The organism is Seonamhaeicola marinus (assembly GCF_008085455.1).
In genome coordinates, this window is record NZ_VSDQ01000679.1 from 1118541 (window position 1) to 1134745 (window position 16205).

General features: G+C 34.6%; 9 protein-coding genes. 5 read left to right on the forward strand and 4 right to left on the reverse strand.

Annotated features, from left to right (window positions below):
• Positions 1 to 68 precede the first annotated feature (68 nt).
• Positions 69 to 1322, reverse strand: coding sequence for a methionine adenosyltransferase (gene metK / locus FUA24_RS15720; protein ID WP_148543998.1), 1254 nt, complete (start codon positions 1320 to 1322; stop codon positions 69 to 71).
• Between the two features lie 711 nt (positions 1323 to 2033).
• Here metK and ilvD point away from each other — a divergent pair.
• From ilvD to ilvC, 4 genes are all read left to right on the forward strand, one after another.
• On the forward strand, positions 2034 to 3716 hold the full coding sequence (gene ilvD / locus FUA24_RS15725) for a dihydroxy-acid dehydratase (RefSeq protein ID WP_148543999.1): 1683 nt from the start codon (positions 2034 to 2036) through the stop codon (positions 3714 to 3716).
• Between the two features lie 42 nt (positions 3717 to 3758).
• Positions 3759 to 5495, forward strand: coding sequence for a biosynthetic-type acetolactate synthase large subunit (gene ilvB, locus FUA24_RS15730; RefSeq protein ID WP_148544000.1), 1737 nt, complete (start codon positions 3759 to 3761; stop codon positions 5493 to 5495).
• Between the two features lie 22 nt (positions 5496 to 5517).
• Positions 5518 to 6051 (forward strand): acetolactate synthase small subunit, encoded by a 534-nt coding sequence (gene ilvN / locus FUA24_RS15735; protein WP_148544001.1) that lies wholly within the window; start codon positions 5518 to 5520, stop codon positions 6049 to 6051.
• A gap of 65 nt (positions 6052 to 6116) precedes the next feature.
• Positions 6117 to 7592, forward strand: a complete 1476-nt coding sequence (gene ilvC / locus FUA24_RS15740; protein WP_148544002.1) for a ketol-acid reductoisomerase — start codon at positions 6117 to 6119, stop codon at positions 7590 to 7592.
• A 67-nt stretch (positions 7593 to 7659) separates the two neighbouring features.
• On the opposite strand, the gene FUA24_RS15745 is transcribed toward ilvC, so the two are convergent.
• Entirely contained in the window at positions 7660 to 8640 is a 981-nt protein-coding gene (locus FUA24_RS15745; protein ID WP_148544003.1) for a glycosyl transferase family 90, read from the reverse strand.
• Between the two features lie 507 nt (positions 8641 to 9147).
• Here FUA24_RS15745 and ilvA point away from each other — a divergent pair.
• The gene (ilvA, locus tag FUA24_RS15750) at positions 9148 to 10389 is read left to right on the forward strand and encodes a threonine ammonia-lyase IlvA (protein ID WP_148544004.1); all 1242 of its coding nucleotides are present in this window, start codon (positions 9148 to 9150) and stop codon (positions 10387 to 10389) included.
• 59 nt (positions 10390 to 10448) lie between these two features.
• On the opposite strand, the gene FUA24_RS15755 is transcribed toward ilvA, so the two are convergent.
• Entirely contained in the window at positions 10449 to 14372 is a 3924-nt protein-coding gene (locus FUA24_RS15755) for an FG-GAP-like repeat-containing protein (RefSeq protein ID WP_148544005.1), read from the reverse strand.
• A gap of 105 nt (positions 14373 to 14477) precedes the next feature.
• Positions 14478 to 16193, reverse strand: coding sequence for a RagB/SusD family nutrient uptake outer membrane protein (locus FUA24_RS15760; protein ID WP_148544006.1), 1716 nt, complete (start codon positions 16191 to 16193; stop codon positions 14478 to 14480).
• Positions 16194 to 16205 lie beyond the last annotated feature (12 nt).

The following is a 16205-nucleotide window of genomic DNA, read 5'->3' on the forward strand; positions in this document are numbered from 1 at the left end:
AAAAAAATAAAAAAATCCTCTAAACATTGATGCCTAGAGGATTTCAGAATATGTTTTATTATCTGTTTTTAGATGTTGAAAGCAGATTTTACTTTATCTACAAAATCTAATTTTTCCCAAGTGAATAACTCCACATCTAGAGTTACGCTATTTCCATTAGGTTGTGTAAACGTCTTAGAAACGGTTTCGTTGGTACGTCCCATATGTCCGTATGCCGCAGTTTCACTATACATTGGAGAACGTAGTTTAAGGCGTTCTTCAATAGCAAAAGGTCTCATGTCGAAAATCTCAGAAACTTTTTCAGCAATTTCACCATCAGTTAAATCTACTTTAGAAGTTCCGTAAGTTTCAATAAAAATACCCATAGGTTCAACAACACCTATAGCGTAGCTTACTTGTACTAAAATTTCATCTGCAACACCAGCAGCCACTAAGTTTTTAGCAATATGACGTGTTGCATAAGCTGCACTTCGGTCTACTTTACTAGGGTCTTTTCCAGAAAAAGCACCACCACCATGTGCTCCTTTACCACCGTAAGTGTCTACAATTATTTTTCTACCTGTTAAACCAGTATCACCATGTGGTCCACCAATAACAAATTTCCCTGTTGGGTTAATGTGGTATTTTATATCATCATTAAATAAAGCTTGAATAGCTTCTGGTAATTGAGCAACGACTCTAGGAATTAATATCTCAACAATATCCTTTCTAATTTTAGCGAGCATTACTTCATCTTCATCAAAATCGTCATGCTGCGTAGAAACTACTATAGCTTCAATACGTTGCGGTACATTATCATCACTATACTCTATAGTTACCTGACTTTTAGAATCTGGTCTTAAGTAAGTGATGTCTTTATTTTCTCTACGTAAATCAGCTAGCTCTTTTAGGATTAGGTGCGATAAATCTAAAGCCAATGGCATGTAGTTAGCAGTTTCGTTAGTTGCATAACCAAACATCATTCCTTGGTCTCCTGCGCCTTGTTCTTCTTTAGAGCCTCTGTCTACACCTTGGTTAATATCTGGAGATTGTGGGTGAATAGCCGAAAATACACCACATGAATTTCCGTCAAACATATATTCGCCCTTGGTGTAACCAATTTTATTAATTGTATTTCTTGCAATTTTTTGAACGTCTAAATAGGTAGTAGATTTTACCTCACCGGCAAGTACCACCTGCCCTGTAGTTACTAAAGTTTCACATGCTACTTTAGAATCAACGTCAAAAGCTAAAAAATTATCTATAAGTGCATCACTAATTTGGTCTGCAACTTTATCTGGGTGCCCTTCAGAAACACTTTCTGAAGTAAATAAATATGACATTATATCGTTTAATTTATGAGATAAGATTTGACGGAAAACGTCAAGGAAGTTAACACTGCCTTTAGCATTTTTGTTTATACGTTGTTGCTTTGGTATCTTGTTTAAGAAAGATACTGAAACAAGTTCAGTACAAAGAGGTTGCAATCAGTCAAATCTTTCCTCTATGATTATGGCTGCAAAAATATGAAAATTAGGTAAAAGGAGATGTTTTTTTTCTTTTTTTAAAAAAAATATTGTCTAAAAGATTTTAAATATAAATATTTGCCTTGTTCAAATGAAACAAACATGAATTTTCATTATTTCAAATTTGTATGGAGGAATGATTAAAATTTATGAGAGTAATTTAAACAGATGAAAAGACAAATTTTAAATAGCATTTCTATTAGTGTCATTGTGATTTTTTCACGAGGCTAGGAGGTGTATTTAATAAACTAAAAATAGAACGAAAACCTTCCTAGAAATACGGAAGGTTTTTTTATGATTTTTTTTAAGTGATTGAACATCATAAAAAAAACGAGTTAAAACACTGGTTTTTAGTCGATTAATTGTTTTTGAGGGGTTGTGAATTTAACTAGTCTTTTTGTTGAAGAATAACGGAAAATACCTAAAGAATTATTTTCGTTGTTGCAAAATTGGATTTTTCTATCAAAAGTCTTAAAAATATTAAAATATCATAAAATAACTTAATAAGGTTTAAATTATTATTAGAAAATGAGTAAACTAAATAAACATAGTAGCAGATTAACGCAAGACGAATCTCAACCAGCATCACAAGCCATGTTATATGCTGTTGGGTTTTCTGATGAAGATATGCACAAAGCTCAAATAGGTATTGCAAGTACCGGTTACGACGGTAACCCTTGTAATATGCACTTAAATGGATTGAAAGATGAAGTGAAGGTAGAGTGTAATATTGCTGGTTTAATTGGTTTAGGATTTAATACTATTGGAGTGTCTGATGGAATTTCTATGGGAACTTCGGGTATGAATTACTCATTAGCTTCAAGAGATATTATAGCCGATTCTATTGAAACTGTTGTTCAAGCTCAGAGCTACGATGGCCTAATTGCCATTGTAGGATGTGATAAGAATATGCCAGGATCTGTAATTTCTATGTTACGTTTAAATCGTCCATCTATTATGATGTACGGTGGAAGTATAAAATCTGGAAACTACAAAGGGCGTAAATTAAATATTGTATCTGCTTTTGAAGCTTTAGGACAAAAAGTTGCAGGAGAAATAGGAGAGGAAGAATATAGAGAGATTATTAAAAGATCTATACCAGGAGCAGGTGCTTGTGGTGGTATGTATACAGCAAATACTATGGCTTCTGCAATAGAATGTATGGGATTTGCTTTACCATACAACTCGTCTATTCCAGCAGAGAATCCTAATAAACTTTCAGAAGCAGAACGTTATGCTAGAGCTATTAAGAATTTATTAGAGTTAGATTTAAAACCAAAAGATATTATTTCTAAAAAGTCTATAGAAAATGCGGTTACACTAGTTAATGCTTTAGGAGGTTCTACAAACGCTGTTTTACACTTCTTAGCCATTGCTTATGCTGCCGATATAGAGTTTACTTTAGAGGATTTCCAAAGAGTTAGTGATAGAACACCTCTAATTGGAGATTTAAAACCTTCAGGAAAGTATCTAATGGAAGATGTTCATGGTGTAGGAGGAACGCCTGCAATTATGAAGTACTTATTAGAAGAAGGATACTTACATGGTGATTGTATGACATGTACAGGGAAAACATTAGCTGAGAATTTAGCGGATGTTGAAGCTATGGAATTTGAAGATCAAGATATTGTATACCCAACGGATAAAGCACTTAAAACGTCTGGGAACTTACAAATTTTATATGGAAACTTAGCTACAGATGGAGCGGTTGCTAAAATATCAGGGAAAGAAGGATTAGTATTTGAAGGTAAAGCTGTGGTTTACAACAGTGAGCAAGATGCTAATACAGGTATTTCAAATGGAGAGGTGCAGAGAGGAGATGTAGTCGTCATCAGGTATGTAGGTCCTAAAGGAGGTCCAGGTATGCCAGAAATGTTAAAACCAACATCTTTAATTATGGGAGCAGGTTTAGGTAAATCTGTAGCGTTAATTACCGATGGTCGTTTCTCAGGAGGTACACATGGTTTTGTAGTAGGCCATATTACTCCAGAAGCACAGGTAGGAGGAGCAATTGGTATTGTTGAAACTGGTGATATTATTAGAATTAATGCTGAAGACAACTCGATTAACGTATTAATTTCTGAAGAAGAATTAGCTGAAAGAAAAGCAAACTGGACGGAACCTGCATTAAAACATAATAAAGGAATATTATTTAAATATGCTAAATCTGTAGCACCAGCATCTGAAGGATGCGTTACAGATAAGTATTAATTTCTGTTAAGGCAGAAATCTTTCTAAACATAAGTTAAGATTATGAAGGAAACACAAACCATAGAACAAAATAAGACTAAAACCATAGAAACTGAACGTATAACCGGGTGTGAAGCTATTATAAGATGTCTAATAGCAGAAGGTGTTGATATTCTTTATGGATATCCAGGAGGTGCAATTATGCCTGTTTATGATGAGTTGTTTAAATACCAAGATAGAATTCATCATGTATTAACGCGTCATGAACAAGGGGCAGCACACGCAGCTCAAGGTTATGCAAGAATATCTGGTAAAGTAGGTGTCGCTATGGCAACTTCTGGTCCTGGAGCTACTAACTTAGTTACAGGTATTGCAGATGCACAAATAGACTCTACACCATTAGTATGTATTACGGGTCAAGTACCATCTCACCTGTTAGGTAGTGATGCATTTCAAGAAACCGATATTGTTGGTATTTCTACACCAGTTACTAAATGGAATCACCAAGTTACAAAAGCAGAGGATATTCCCGCAACTATAGCGAAAGCATTTTATATAGCTAGGAGTGGAAGACCGGGTCCTGTATTAATTGATATTACTAAAGATGCTCAGTTTCAGGAATTCGATTTTAAATACGAAAAATGTACTTCAGTAAGGAGCTATAACCCAGCACCAAAAACAGATATTGAGCAGGTAAAAGCTGCTGCGGAATTGATAAATAATGCCAAAAAACCAATGATTGTTTGGGGGCAAGGTGTTATTTTGGGTAAAGCTGAAGCGGAACTAAAAGCAGTTATAGAGAAATCTGGGGTACCTGCAGCTTGGACTATCTTAGGGGCTTCTGCTATTCCAACATCACATCCTTTAAATGTTGGTATGGTAGGTATGCACGGAAATTATGCGCCTAATAAATTAACTAACGAATGTGATGTGTTAATTGCTATAGGAATGCGTTTTGATGACCGTGTTACAGGCGATTTAAATACTTATGCTAAACAGGCTAAGGTGATTCATTTCGATATTGATCCAGCAGAAATTGATAAAAATGTTAAGACGGATATAGCAGTGCTTGGAGACTCTAAAGAAAGTTTAGGGTTGTTATTAAACGAATTGAATGCTAATTCTCATGAAGCCTGGCACCAAGAGTTCAAGGATTTATATAAGATTGAATACGAAAAAGTAATTAAAGCTGATTTACTTCCTGAAAAAGAAGGCTTAACAATGGGTGAGGTTATGAAAGAAATCAACGCTCAAAGTAAAGGCAATGCAGCTATAGTATCAGATGTAGGACAGCATCAAATGATTGCTTGTAGATATGCCGATTTTAATATTTCTAAAAGTAATATTACCTCTGGTGGTTTAGGAACAATGGGGTTTGCTTTACCAGCGGCAATTGGAGCTAAAATGGCTGCTCCAGAACGTGAAGTTGTGGCCATTATTGGAGATGGAGGTTACCAAATGAACATACAAGAGCTTGGTACCATTTTTCAGCAAAAAGTACCTGTTAAAATTGTGGTTTTAAACAATGAGTTTTTAGGTATGGTACGCCAATGGCAACAGCTGTTTTTCGATAAGCGTTACGCTTCTACAGAAATGACAAACCCAGATTTTGTTACCATTGCAAAAGGGTATAGCATAGATGCTAAACGTGTTACTAAACGCGAAGAGTTAGCCGATGCTGTTAAAGAAATGATTGCTTCAGATGCATCATATTTCTTAGAAGTATGTGTAGAAAAAGAAGATAATGTATTCCCAATGATTCCTTCTGGTGCATCGGTATCAGACGTAAGATTAAGTTAAAAGAACTAATTCATTTTAAAAAATGAACGAAGAAATAAAAACATTTACATTTTCAGTTTATACCGAAAATAATATAGGTCTGTTAAATCGTATCTCTGCAATTTTTCAGCGTAGACATTTAAATATAGAAAGTTTAACCACTTCTCAGTCTGAGATTGAAAACGTTAACCGTTTTGTAATTGTGGTTAATATGACCGAAACTCAAGCTAAAAAAATTGTTGGTCAAATAGAAAAGCAAGTTGAGGTTATAAAAGCGTATTACCATACAGATTCTGAAACTATTTTTACCGAATCTTGTATGTTTAAAATTAAATCTGAATTGTTGTTTGAAGAGCCTCAAATTCAGAATATAATTAAAGAAAGTAATACCAGAATAGTTACAGTAAATAAAGAGTTTTTTGTATTAGAAAAGTCTGGAAGACGCCATGAAATAGAGGCTTTAAGAAAAGATTTAAACGCTTTCGGTATCATGCAATTTGTGCGTTCTGGTAGAATTGCAGTTACTAAAGAGGAAATGAAAATTACAGAACTGTTAAAGACAGTAAAAAATCAATAATAAATATAAATTAAACAAGCACCAGTTAGTGGTGTAAACCAAGTATTAAAACAAGAATATTAACAATGGAAAATTATTTTAACACACTTACATTAGCAGGTAAATTAGACCAATTGTCTAAATGTAGATTCATGGATGCATCTGAGTTTGCAGACGGTGTAGAAGCATTAAAAGGCAAAAAAATAGTAATAGTAGGTTGTGGAGCTCAAGGGTTAAACCAAGGTTTAAATATGAGAGATTCAGGATTAGATATTTCTTATACATTACGTGATGCAGCAATTAAAGAAAAAAGAGCATCTTTTGTAAATGCAACTGAAAATGGGTTCAATGTTGGTACTTATGAAGAATTAATTCCAACAGCAGATTTAGTTTTAAATCTTACACCAGACAAGCAACATACTAATGTTGTTAATGCTGTAATGCCATTAATGAAAAAAGGAGCTACATTATCATATTCTCATGGTTTTAATATTGTTGAAGAAGGTATGAAAGTACGTGAGGACTTAACAGTTATCATGTGTGCGCCTAAATCACCAGGTTCTGAGGTACGTGAGGAGTATTTACGTGGTTTTGGTGTACCAACACTTATTGCAGTTCACCCAGAAAATGACCCAGAAGGAAAAGGTTTAGCGCAAGCTAAAGCTTATGCTGTTGCAACAGGTGGTGATAGAGCAGGTGTATTAGAATCTTCTTTTGTTGCTGAGGTTAAGAGTGACTTAATGGGAGAACAAACTATTTTATGTGGATTATTACAAACAGGATCAATTTTATGTTTTGATAAAATGGTTGAAAAAGGTATTGATCCAGGATATGCTTCTAAACTAATTCAATACGGTTGGGAAACTATTACTGAAGGTTTAAAATACGGTGGTGTTACAAACATGATGGATAGATTATCTAACCCTGCTAAAATTAAAGCATTTGAATTATCTGAAGAGTTAAAAGATATCATGCGTCCGTTATTCCAAAAGCATATGGATGACATTATGGAAGGTGTTTTCTCTAAAACGATGATGGAAGATTGGGCTAATAACGATGCTAATTTATTAGGATGGAGAGCCGCTACAGGAGAAACTGCTTTCGAAAAAACACCAGCTGGTGATGTTGAGATTTCAGAGCAAGAATACTACGATAACGGTGTGTTAATGGTAGCATTTGTAAGAGCAGGTGTAGAGTTAGCTTTTGAAGCTATGATTGAATCTGGTATTATTGATGAGTCTGCTTATTACGAGTCTTTACACGAAACACCATTAATTGCTAACACAATTGCAAGAAAGAAATTATTCGAAATGAACCGTGTAATTTCAGATACTGCTGAGTACGGATGTTATTTATTCGACCACGCATGTAAGCCATTATTAGAAGATTTCATGAAAGGAATTGATGTAGATGTTATTGGTAAACCTTATGCTAAAGATAATGGTGAAGGTGTTGATAACGCTAAGTTAATTGAAATCAATGCTGCTTTAAGAGAACACCCAGTTGAAGAAATTGGAACATTCTTAAGAGCGTCTATGACGGCTATGAAGCCAATAGTTTAAAACTAAACTACATAACTAACTAAATACGTTAACTGTCAATACCCTTTGGGTATTGGCAGTTTTTTTATTAATACAGGTTATGGTCTCTTTTAGATAATTGCCCTGTTTGAACAAAATATTTTTCAAGTACCAATAGTGCAATTAACTTCTCTCTTTTTTTGTTCTTGAATTGCTGTGTGTAAGCGTTGGCATTTTTAATTATGTCTAAACACTTTTCAGGGTGAGCTATATAAAAATTCAGCTTTTCTTCAAGGTTAGAATAATCATCATTTATTTCAATATAATGATAATCTGGAACTAAGGTTTGTTCCATGTACCAAGTTTCAAACTTAAGTTTAGGAGTCACCGCAATAGAGTTTGAAGACATAATCCATTTTAGGTTAGAAGCCACATCTTCACCTTCAATAGATAAGACAAACTTATACTTTAAATGTTCATCCAAAGATATTTTAGGTTTGGCCCACTGGGGGAACTCTTTATTTCTATTAATATCTCCTAACTCACAAAGCGGATGGTTAAAATATAGTTCAAAAAACTTTTCTCTATGTGGTAGGCGCTTTTTCACTGTGGTCATTCCAATAAGCATATCTTTTTTGCTTTCAAAAGTCCTGCTATCACTAATGAAATTAAAGTGCCGTATTTTATTCAATTTAAAAAGTACGGAATTTTGATTGGTGTCAGAGATTGGTCTACTTTTTACAATGCTAGGAACATTAGGTATTTGGGTAATGTCTCCAAAGAGAAACTCCATTTTTAAATCATCATTAAAATATCTGCAAAAGGTTTTACTATCAAAGAAATAGGTTCTTTGTTTTTTCTGCAATTTTAGCTCAGATAAAGGTAAAACGGTTTTTGGGAGCTCAATTAAATCATCAAGCTTGTTATAATGATTAACTCTTTTTTTTACGTATTCAAAGTCAAAATTACTTAAGGCATTTAATTCCTTCTGTAGTCTGTTTTGAAAATAGGAATCAGGAATTGCTAGCTTAATAAAGTTTTTTAAATAATAAAACTGTTTAAGGTTTCTTTTAGGTTTAAATAATGCCATATACTGAGTAAAATACAAAAATAGGTTTTCAAACTTTACTAATGGTAATTGTTGCTCAAATATGCAGGGAAAATTTTAAGTTATAGCTTCAAAAATAATAGTGTTTTAAATTAAAAACTTAGGTTTTTGATGTATTTTAGACCGATAAACACTATAGTCATATTAGTCAAGATAAAAAGTAACATTTTAAAAAAGTAAGCATTAAAATATGTGTTAACATCTGCTATTTTAATGAGTTGTAAAGGATACTACTTCTGCAAAAAAACATGCCTGAATGCAATTGATGTGGTGCCAGAAGTTTGATCTTAATGGAGGTCTTTCTGAAGACGATTAGAATGCCTCTACCATCATCTTGTCTTTTAAAGGGGACGTGTTGAATGTCCTCTTAATCGTGAGTATTTTTTATTGTTGAATTTGGCTTTAGGAGTTTATGGCGGAATTTAAAAGTATATGCCTTTCCCACTAAAGTATTGAATTGATTATGAGGGAGCGCATCAATAAAAAACTATGATATTAATTGAAGACGTTTTAAAAGCTCAAAAAAATATAAGCCAAATAGTTCTAAAAACCCCATTGGGTTGGATTGAGAACTATTCAAAAAAGTATGCTGCTAATATTTATTTTAAACGAGAAGATTTGCAGCAAGTACGTTCGTATAAAATTAGAGGGGCTTATAATAAAATAAGCTCATTGTCTAAAGAAGAATCAGAACGAGGTGTTGTGTGTGCCAGTGCAGGTAATCATGCCCAAGGTGTTGCATTATCTTGTAAAATATTACAAATACAAGGCACTATTTTTATGCCAATACCAACGCCAAACCAAAAGATTGAGCAAGTGAGAATGTTTGGCGAAGATTTTGTAGATGTCAAACTGGTTGGGGATACATATGATGATGCTTATCATGCTGCAATGGAAGATTGTGAGAAGCATAAGAAAACATTTATACATCCTTTTGATGATAAAAAGGTTATTGAAGGGCAGGCTACCATAGGTTTAGAGATTTTAGATCAGTTAAATGAACCGGTAGATTATTTGTTTTTACCTATAGGTGGCGGAGGACTAGCAGCAGGAATCTTATCTATATTTAAAGCGTTATCACCCGATACTAAAATAATAGGAGTAGAGCCAGAAGGAGCGCCTTCCATGTCTGTATCTATAAAAAATGGTAAGAATACAACCTTAGAGCATATTGAGAAGTTTGTAGATGGTGCTGCGGTAAAGCGTGTGGGAGATTTGCCTTTTGCTATTTGTAAAGAGCATTTAACAGATGTTATTACGGTTCCAGAAGGAAAGGTATGCCAAACCATATTAGACCTTTATAATAAAAATGCTATTGTAGTTGAGCCAGCAGGAACTTTAAGTATTGCCGCTTTAGATGCTTATTCTGAAGCTATAAGAGGTAAAAATGTAGTGTGTTTGGTAAGTGGTAGTAATAATGATATTATTAGAACGCCAGAAATTAAAGAACGTGCTTTACTGTATGCTAATTTAAAGCATTACTTTATTGTGAAATTTCCGCAACGTGCAGGGGCTTTAAAAGAGTTTGTGGTTGATATTTTGGGGGTGCATGACGATATTACATATTTTCAATACGCTAAAAAAACCAATAGAGAGAATGGTTCCGCAGTAGTAGGAATCCAGTTGAAGTCTGCTAAAGACCTAGAGCCTTTAGTTGCCAGAATGAAGCATCATGATTTTTATGGTGATTATTTAAATGATAAGCCAGATCTGTTCGAGTTTTTGGTGTAGTTCTGTTATAGTTACAATAGTTTTTAACTAAATCATTTGAAAAGCTAATTTGTAAATTATTATTGCTTAATTATTTTTTGAGCAATAATTTTTTGCCCTTTTAGAGTTGTACAAGTTAAAATATATGCTCCAGGAGTTAATTTTTGCAATAGTATGTTTACCTTATTGTTCCTAGTTCTAATAACAGTATCAAGTACATTTTTGCCATAAATATCAAAGACATTTAAATTTAACACACCTTCAAATTCCTCTATGTCCAAAGCTAGCTCATCCTTTACAGGAATTGGATATAAGCTATATTTTACCTCTGTAATATTTTCGCTATTCATTGGGCCAATATTTTTGTCATTATCATCTAAGTCTTCAAAACTAAAATAACCATCTTGATCTTTGTCTTCATAGAAATAGTTAACGGCTTTGATATAAGCATCATTTCCAATTACTTCTCCTTTTACACGTCCGGGAACATCATCAATAGGAGGGTGGATTCCTCCCCAAATCCTCGATAAGCTACATTGGTCTGAAGCATCTTGATAGGTGGCCCACTGCAGGGTTAAATCTATACTAGGGCCATCTTCAAAGACTAAAAACTCATTTTTTTCAGTATTAAAAACTCCCATGCCACCAGGGAAAAAACTGCTTCCGGTTAATAATGTTAATACTTTTGCCGCAGCCCTTGAAAATGTAGAATGGCCAGAAACGTAACCAGCAAAGGGAGGAGTTACAAAAGAAGGCCTTTGGTAGGGCACCCAGTTCTCTGCTAAAATCCAGTCGACACCAGCTTCATCCGTATCGGGGTTATTTATAAAATGCGTACCTTTCCATGCATATAATTTAATATCTCCAACATGTTCATTGTTTGCTCCGGCTAAAAGATCACCTTCTTTAACTATTTCTATATAACCTGGAATTAGAGGGATACCCTCAGGATGATAATTTATAAGGTTTTGATCGGAATCCTGCCCTTTGGAAGCCATATAACGTATGGCAGAAATGGGCCTAATATAATCATAATACCCTTTTATACTCCAGGCAGTAATAGCGGCATCGTGCATAGCCCCTGCAAGCAAAAAATAAGATTTAACATCCCATTCAAGATCACTTAAAAGATTGCCTTTTCCGGAAAATTTCTTTTCCATTAGCGGATGGTCGTTCACATAGTTTAGAATAGTGAACCAATGTCCTGGGGGTGTTTCAGAATCAGGGCCGTCTGCCCAAAATTCGGCTAAAACCCTGGCATAATCTCCTCTGGGTACCATTTGTGGAGTATAAGGTATCCCAGTAACTGGATTAACTGAATGTCCTTTACCAATATCACCACCTTCAAAAAACTTATAATACGATTGATATTCTTGGAATGTTTCTGGAAAACTATCTATTTGCACATTTCCGATTGAGGCGGGAGATATATCTATCATTTTACCATCGCTAGGATCTAAATGTGACGACCATACCGATACCATGGAGAATCCCCATTTATAAGCGTTTTCTAATCCTTTAGCTCGGTTGTCTTCCAGCAATGATGGTTTTCCTGGGTTATGGTATATCCAATAGTTTTCTCCATCTTTATTATGAATAGTTAAGTTTGAATTAGCTAATGCAAAAGGAATTACTTCTCCCCATTCCGGACTTAAAAAATCTGGAATGTCTTCTCCGATGACATTTCCACTTTGGTCTATGAAATTACGTATAGAAAGAGGTTGCCAATTATTGGGGTAAGTAATCGTTGGATTGCCTGGCTCATTTACAATTAGAGGTTCATTTTTAGGCTCGTAAAAAGTGTTTTTATAACCATAAATCTCGTTAGAGCCATCTTGAAGCCCAAAGGCTATTAATTGTTCGGCTATATAATTTCCCAATGCCGCGGCATTTCCGTCACTGTAATCTGTGGAGATAAAACTGGGTTCATAGCCTAATTGAAGCATTAATCTTGTATAATCTCCTCTTATTTCAATATATCCAGGAGAATTTTTAAACCGATGATTTAAAAGCCTGTAGCATGCATAACTCATAGCTTCTTCCTGTGCTTTTTGAATATCATTCGGTGATGCTATACCATTAAAATCTACTTTATAATTTCCAACTGTATTGCCCAAAAAATAAGGTTTGGTTTCTTGGTTATATGCTGAAAAAGCTTCATACATAGCTAAGGAAATATGAAATAAGTTTCTGGCATGCACTGTAGGGCGTGCATAGTCATTCCTTATAGATTCCAATAATAATTCATTCCATTGTCTTGCCACTGAATATTGTGATGAATTATCATTCCCTAGATCAGAATCCGAATCAAAATCAAGCTTTGTGATTCTAATCAATTTTGGGGAAGCTGTTAAAATAGTATCTCTGTATATCCCAGGTTGAGTTTGTTCTGCTCCTTCTAAAAAAGCGCTTTCTCCTTCAGGAAGAGTTAATTTTAGAGACTCGAGCACATAATGTGCTCCATTTTCAATAATCTTATATGTTTGATTTATATCTAAATCTTTATGAACATTCTTCGTTTTTTTTCCAGGCCATTCAACAACTATACTATCAATTTTAGTTGCGTTTCCCAAACCAAAATGTGCAGTTGGACTATATTGAGACAAATAACTTTGGCCTGCTGATACTTCCCGTATTAATTGTCTATTATTTATATAGGCCTTTACAATACTTCCGTAGGCATTTTTATTATTCTCAACACCTTGTAAAGACACTTTTACCCAATTGGCTTCAGCAGACTTGTTATTGTTTAAATAAACCAAGGTGCCCCCTTGGTTTTCTGGTTCTACTTTAATATTACATACAATCAGATCGGGCTTGCCATCGTTATTCAAATCTCCGAACGACATTCCCCGTGCCCTATTAGGGTCATCTAACATTTGAATTTCCGACATATCTTCAAAAACACCTTGGTTATTCCTTAAATAAAATTTATTCTTTTGAGGAATATCTAAAGCTGCCAAGGTTCCTTTAGCTACTAGAAGATCTAAATAGCTATCGTTGTTTACATCTAAGAATGCTGTTCCCCAACTTACTCCGGTACCATCATTTACTTTTTCAATATCTGATGTATTTATAAAAATATGATTGTTATTTCCTTGGTATAGAATGTTATGGCCTATGTTAGTAATATAATAATCAAAATTACCATCTTCGTTAAAATCACCTGTAGCAATTCCCATGCTATTAATCTCGGCGTTCATATTGGAAGTATCTGTTATTTCATTGAAATCCGTAAGAGGAAAGTTGTTTGAGAGTAATTTATTTGATTGATAAAAATCACCGAAATCGTTCAGAACAAATAAATCCGGATCACCATCTTGGTCGAAATCAGAAAAAGAAGTTACCAACGTACACCCAGCTTGTTCTTCTCTCAATGGGTTTTCTATTTTAGTAAATGTTCCATTACCATTGTTTTGGTAGAAAAAATCTCTTTCAGCATTGGTAATATTATCTTCAAAAGGTAAAGCATTATAGGAAACATAATTTCCTACATAAATATCTAGGTCGCCATCTAAATCATAATCTGCCATTGTTGCTGTTGTGCTCCATGATTCGTGGGTGATTCCTGCAGGAATTGAAATGTCTTTAAACGATTTTCCCTGCTCATTTTTAAGTAAATAACAATGTCCATTTTCAGCTGTTGTAATAAATAAATCAGAGTATCCATCGTTGTCAATATCTCCGGTAACAACTCCCATTGTTTTCACCAAACTAAAAAAAGATATTCTTTTTTCAACAGTAACATCTTTGAAGGTATTATCTCCCATATTTTCATACAATTTATCATCATTTATACCTCCAATTAGATAAATGTCCTCAAAACCATCATTATTAAAATCAAAGATAGCAACACCACCACCCATGGCATTAGGGTCGGTAGCATAATGATTAATTCCCAGATCATCTGATTTTTCAATAAAAATTTGTTGTGCCTGTAAATGAGTAATTGTTAAATAAAAAAGTACTATGAGCAAATAATGAATGTGAGCAACTGGCTTCATATGAGCAAAATATTATATCGAAAAACTTGGTAATAAAGCTTTAAGCTTTATTACCAAGTTGTTAGAATTGAACTTAATATGTTTTATTATCCTTTTAACAAAAGGTTATTCATATCCTGGATTTTGAGGTCTTAAGTTTGGGTTTTTATCAATCTCTCCTTGAGGTATTGGTAAAAGCATATACGCATCTGGAAAGTTGCTGACACGATTGGTAATTTCAAACGTTGTAAAAGTAAGTTGTGCTGGGTCAAAAACATGTGTTGGACCTCCATCAGCCGCAGTTGGTATACCGTTTCTTTCAATTCTTATGCCATTAAAAGTAGCATTAAGAACTGTTCTGGCTTCATCCCATCTAATTAAATCAAACCAACGGTGGTTTTCAAAAACCAATTCAATTCTTCTTTCATGTCTAATACGATCACGCATTTCAGATTGGCTCAAACCAGCAGGCAAAGCGGGTATAGCTGCTCTGGCACGAATTCTATTAACTGCATCATATACAGCAGCTGTAGGCCCGTTACTTTCATTTTCTGCCTCAGCAAAGATTAATAATACTTCGGCAAAGCGAATTTCTTGCCAAGCTGTCTTACCTAAACGCCCAGGGGCAAAACCTAGACTCGGGTCAACAAATTTGCGTACAAGATATCCTGTTATAGAGGCATTACCATCTCTTCGAGTTCCGGGGCCTTCGTTAAATGCATTCCATTCCATATCGATAAATGGTTCTCCACGAGAAGGTAATACTTCCGAAAATTCAGAACCATGATAAAAAATAGAAGCATAGAATCTAGGATCTCTTCCTGTGTATGGGTCTGCAGGATCATAACCTGAAGCTGCATCGGTAATGGGTAAACCGTTCTCCATTTCATAAGCGTCTACTAGTTCTTGTGTAGGATCTGTTTGTCCTCCTCTATCATTTCGCCATCGTACCGGCCAATTACCTTCATCGAATTGATGAATTCTATCAGGAGCTAAAAACAATTGTTCGTATACCGTTTCTATATTGCCTCCTTCAGATAGGAATAAATTTTTATAATTATTAATAGCTTCTTCTGCATTGGCAGGGTTAGCACCATACAATTCTAGACCGTCGTTTGCAGATCCGGTGATTAATTGATTTGCCAATGCTGCCGATTCTGCATATCTTTTATCATAAAGCATTGCTCTTGCATTTAAAGCAATGGCTGCCTGACGTGTTAGTTCTCCAGTTTGCGCTTCAGACTTATTAGGGAGAATTGAAGCAATAGCTGTTAATTCATTATTTATAAAATCATAAATTTGAGCCACCGGTGTTCTGGAAACAAAAAGGTCATCTTCCAAAGTTTGCACTGCGGTGATTAGTGGAACTGCACCATATCTGCGAACCAAATCAAAATAGAACCAAGCCCTTACAAATCTTGCTTGTGCAGTAGTACTGGCTTTAAATTCGTCTGTAAACATAGAAGCCTCTGCGCCTTCTATATATTGATTGGCTTCCCTTATAGCTCTATAGGCCTCTGACCATATATTAAGGCCTCCATGGTTTGTGGGTCTTAGTGAACCATTAATAATTACATTATTAGCAGGAATCCAACCACTTTTAGCACGTGCTTCATCGGTAATAGATGCTAACAAATAGTTGTTTCCATAACCTCCACCCGGGCTATTATACTGGCCACTTGGTAATCTGCCAACTACATTGTTCAAAAAAGCATTGGCTAAACTTTCATCTTCAAACACCGAAGAAGATGCTATTTGACTTAAAGGTTTTCTGTCTAAAAAGTCACTACTGCAAGCAAATACAAAAAATAAGCTTACAAATACAATTACATATTTTTTCATTTTTCTTTATTT

Coding starts and splice junctions, on each gene's coding strand:
- ilvC (WP_148544002.1), top strand. CDS start 6,117: ATGGAAAATTATTTTAACACACTTACATTAGCAGGTAAATTAGACCAA.
- ilvB (WP_148544000.1), top strand. CDS start 3,759: ATGAAGGAAACACAAACCATAGAACAAAATAAGACTAAAACCATAGAA.
- FUA24_RS15760 (WP_148544006.1), bottom strand. CDS start 16,193: ATGAAAAAATATGTAATTGTATTTGTAAGCTTATTTTTTGTATTTGCT.
- ilvD (WP_148543999.1), top strand. CDS start 2,034: ATGAGTAAACTAAATAAACATAGTAGCAGATTAACGCAAGACGAATCT.
- FUA24_RS15745 (WP_148544003.1), bottom strand. CDS start 8,640: ATGGCATTATTTAAACCTAAAAGAAACCTTAAACAGTTTTATTATTTA.
- metK (WP_148543998.1), bottom strand. CDS start 1,322: ATGTCATATTTATTTACTTCAGAAAGTGTTTCTGAAGGGCACCCAGAT.
- ilvN (WP_148544001.1), top strand. CDS start 5,518: ATGAACGAAGAAATAAAAACATTTACATTTTCAGTTTATACCGAAAAT.
- ilvA (WP_148544004.1), top strand. CDS start 9,148: ATGATATTAATTGAAGACGTTTTAAAAGCTCAAAAAAATATAAGCCAA.
- FUA24_RS15755 (WP_148544005.1), bottom strand. CDS start 14,372: ATGAAGCCAGTTGCTCACATTCATTATTTGCTCATAGTACTTTTTTAT.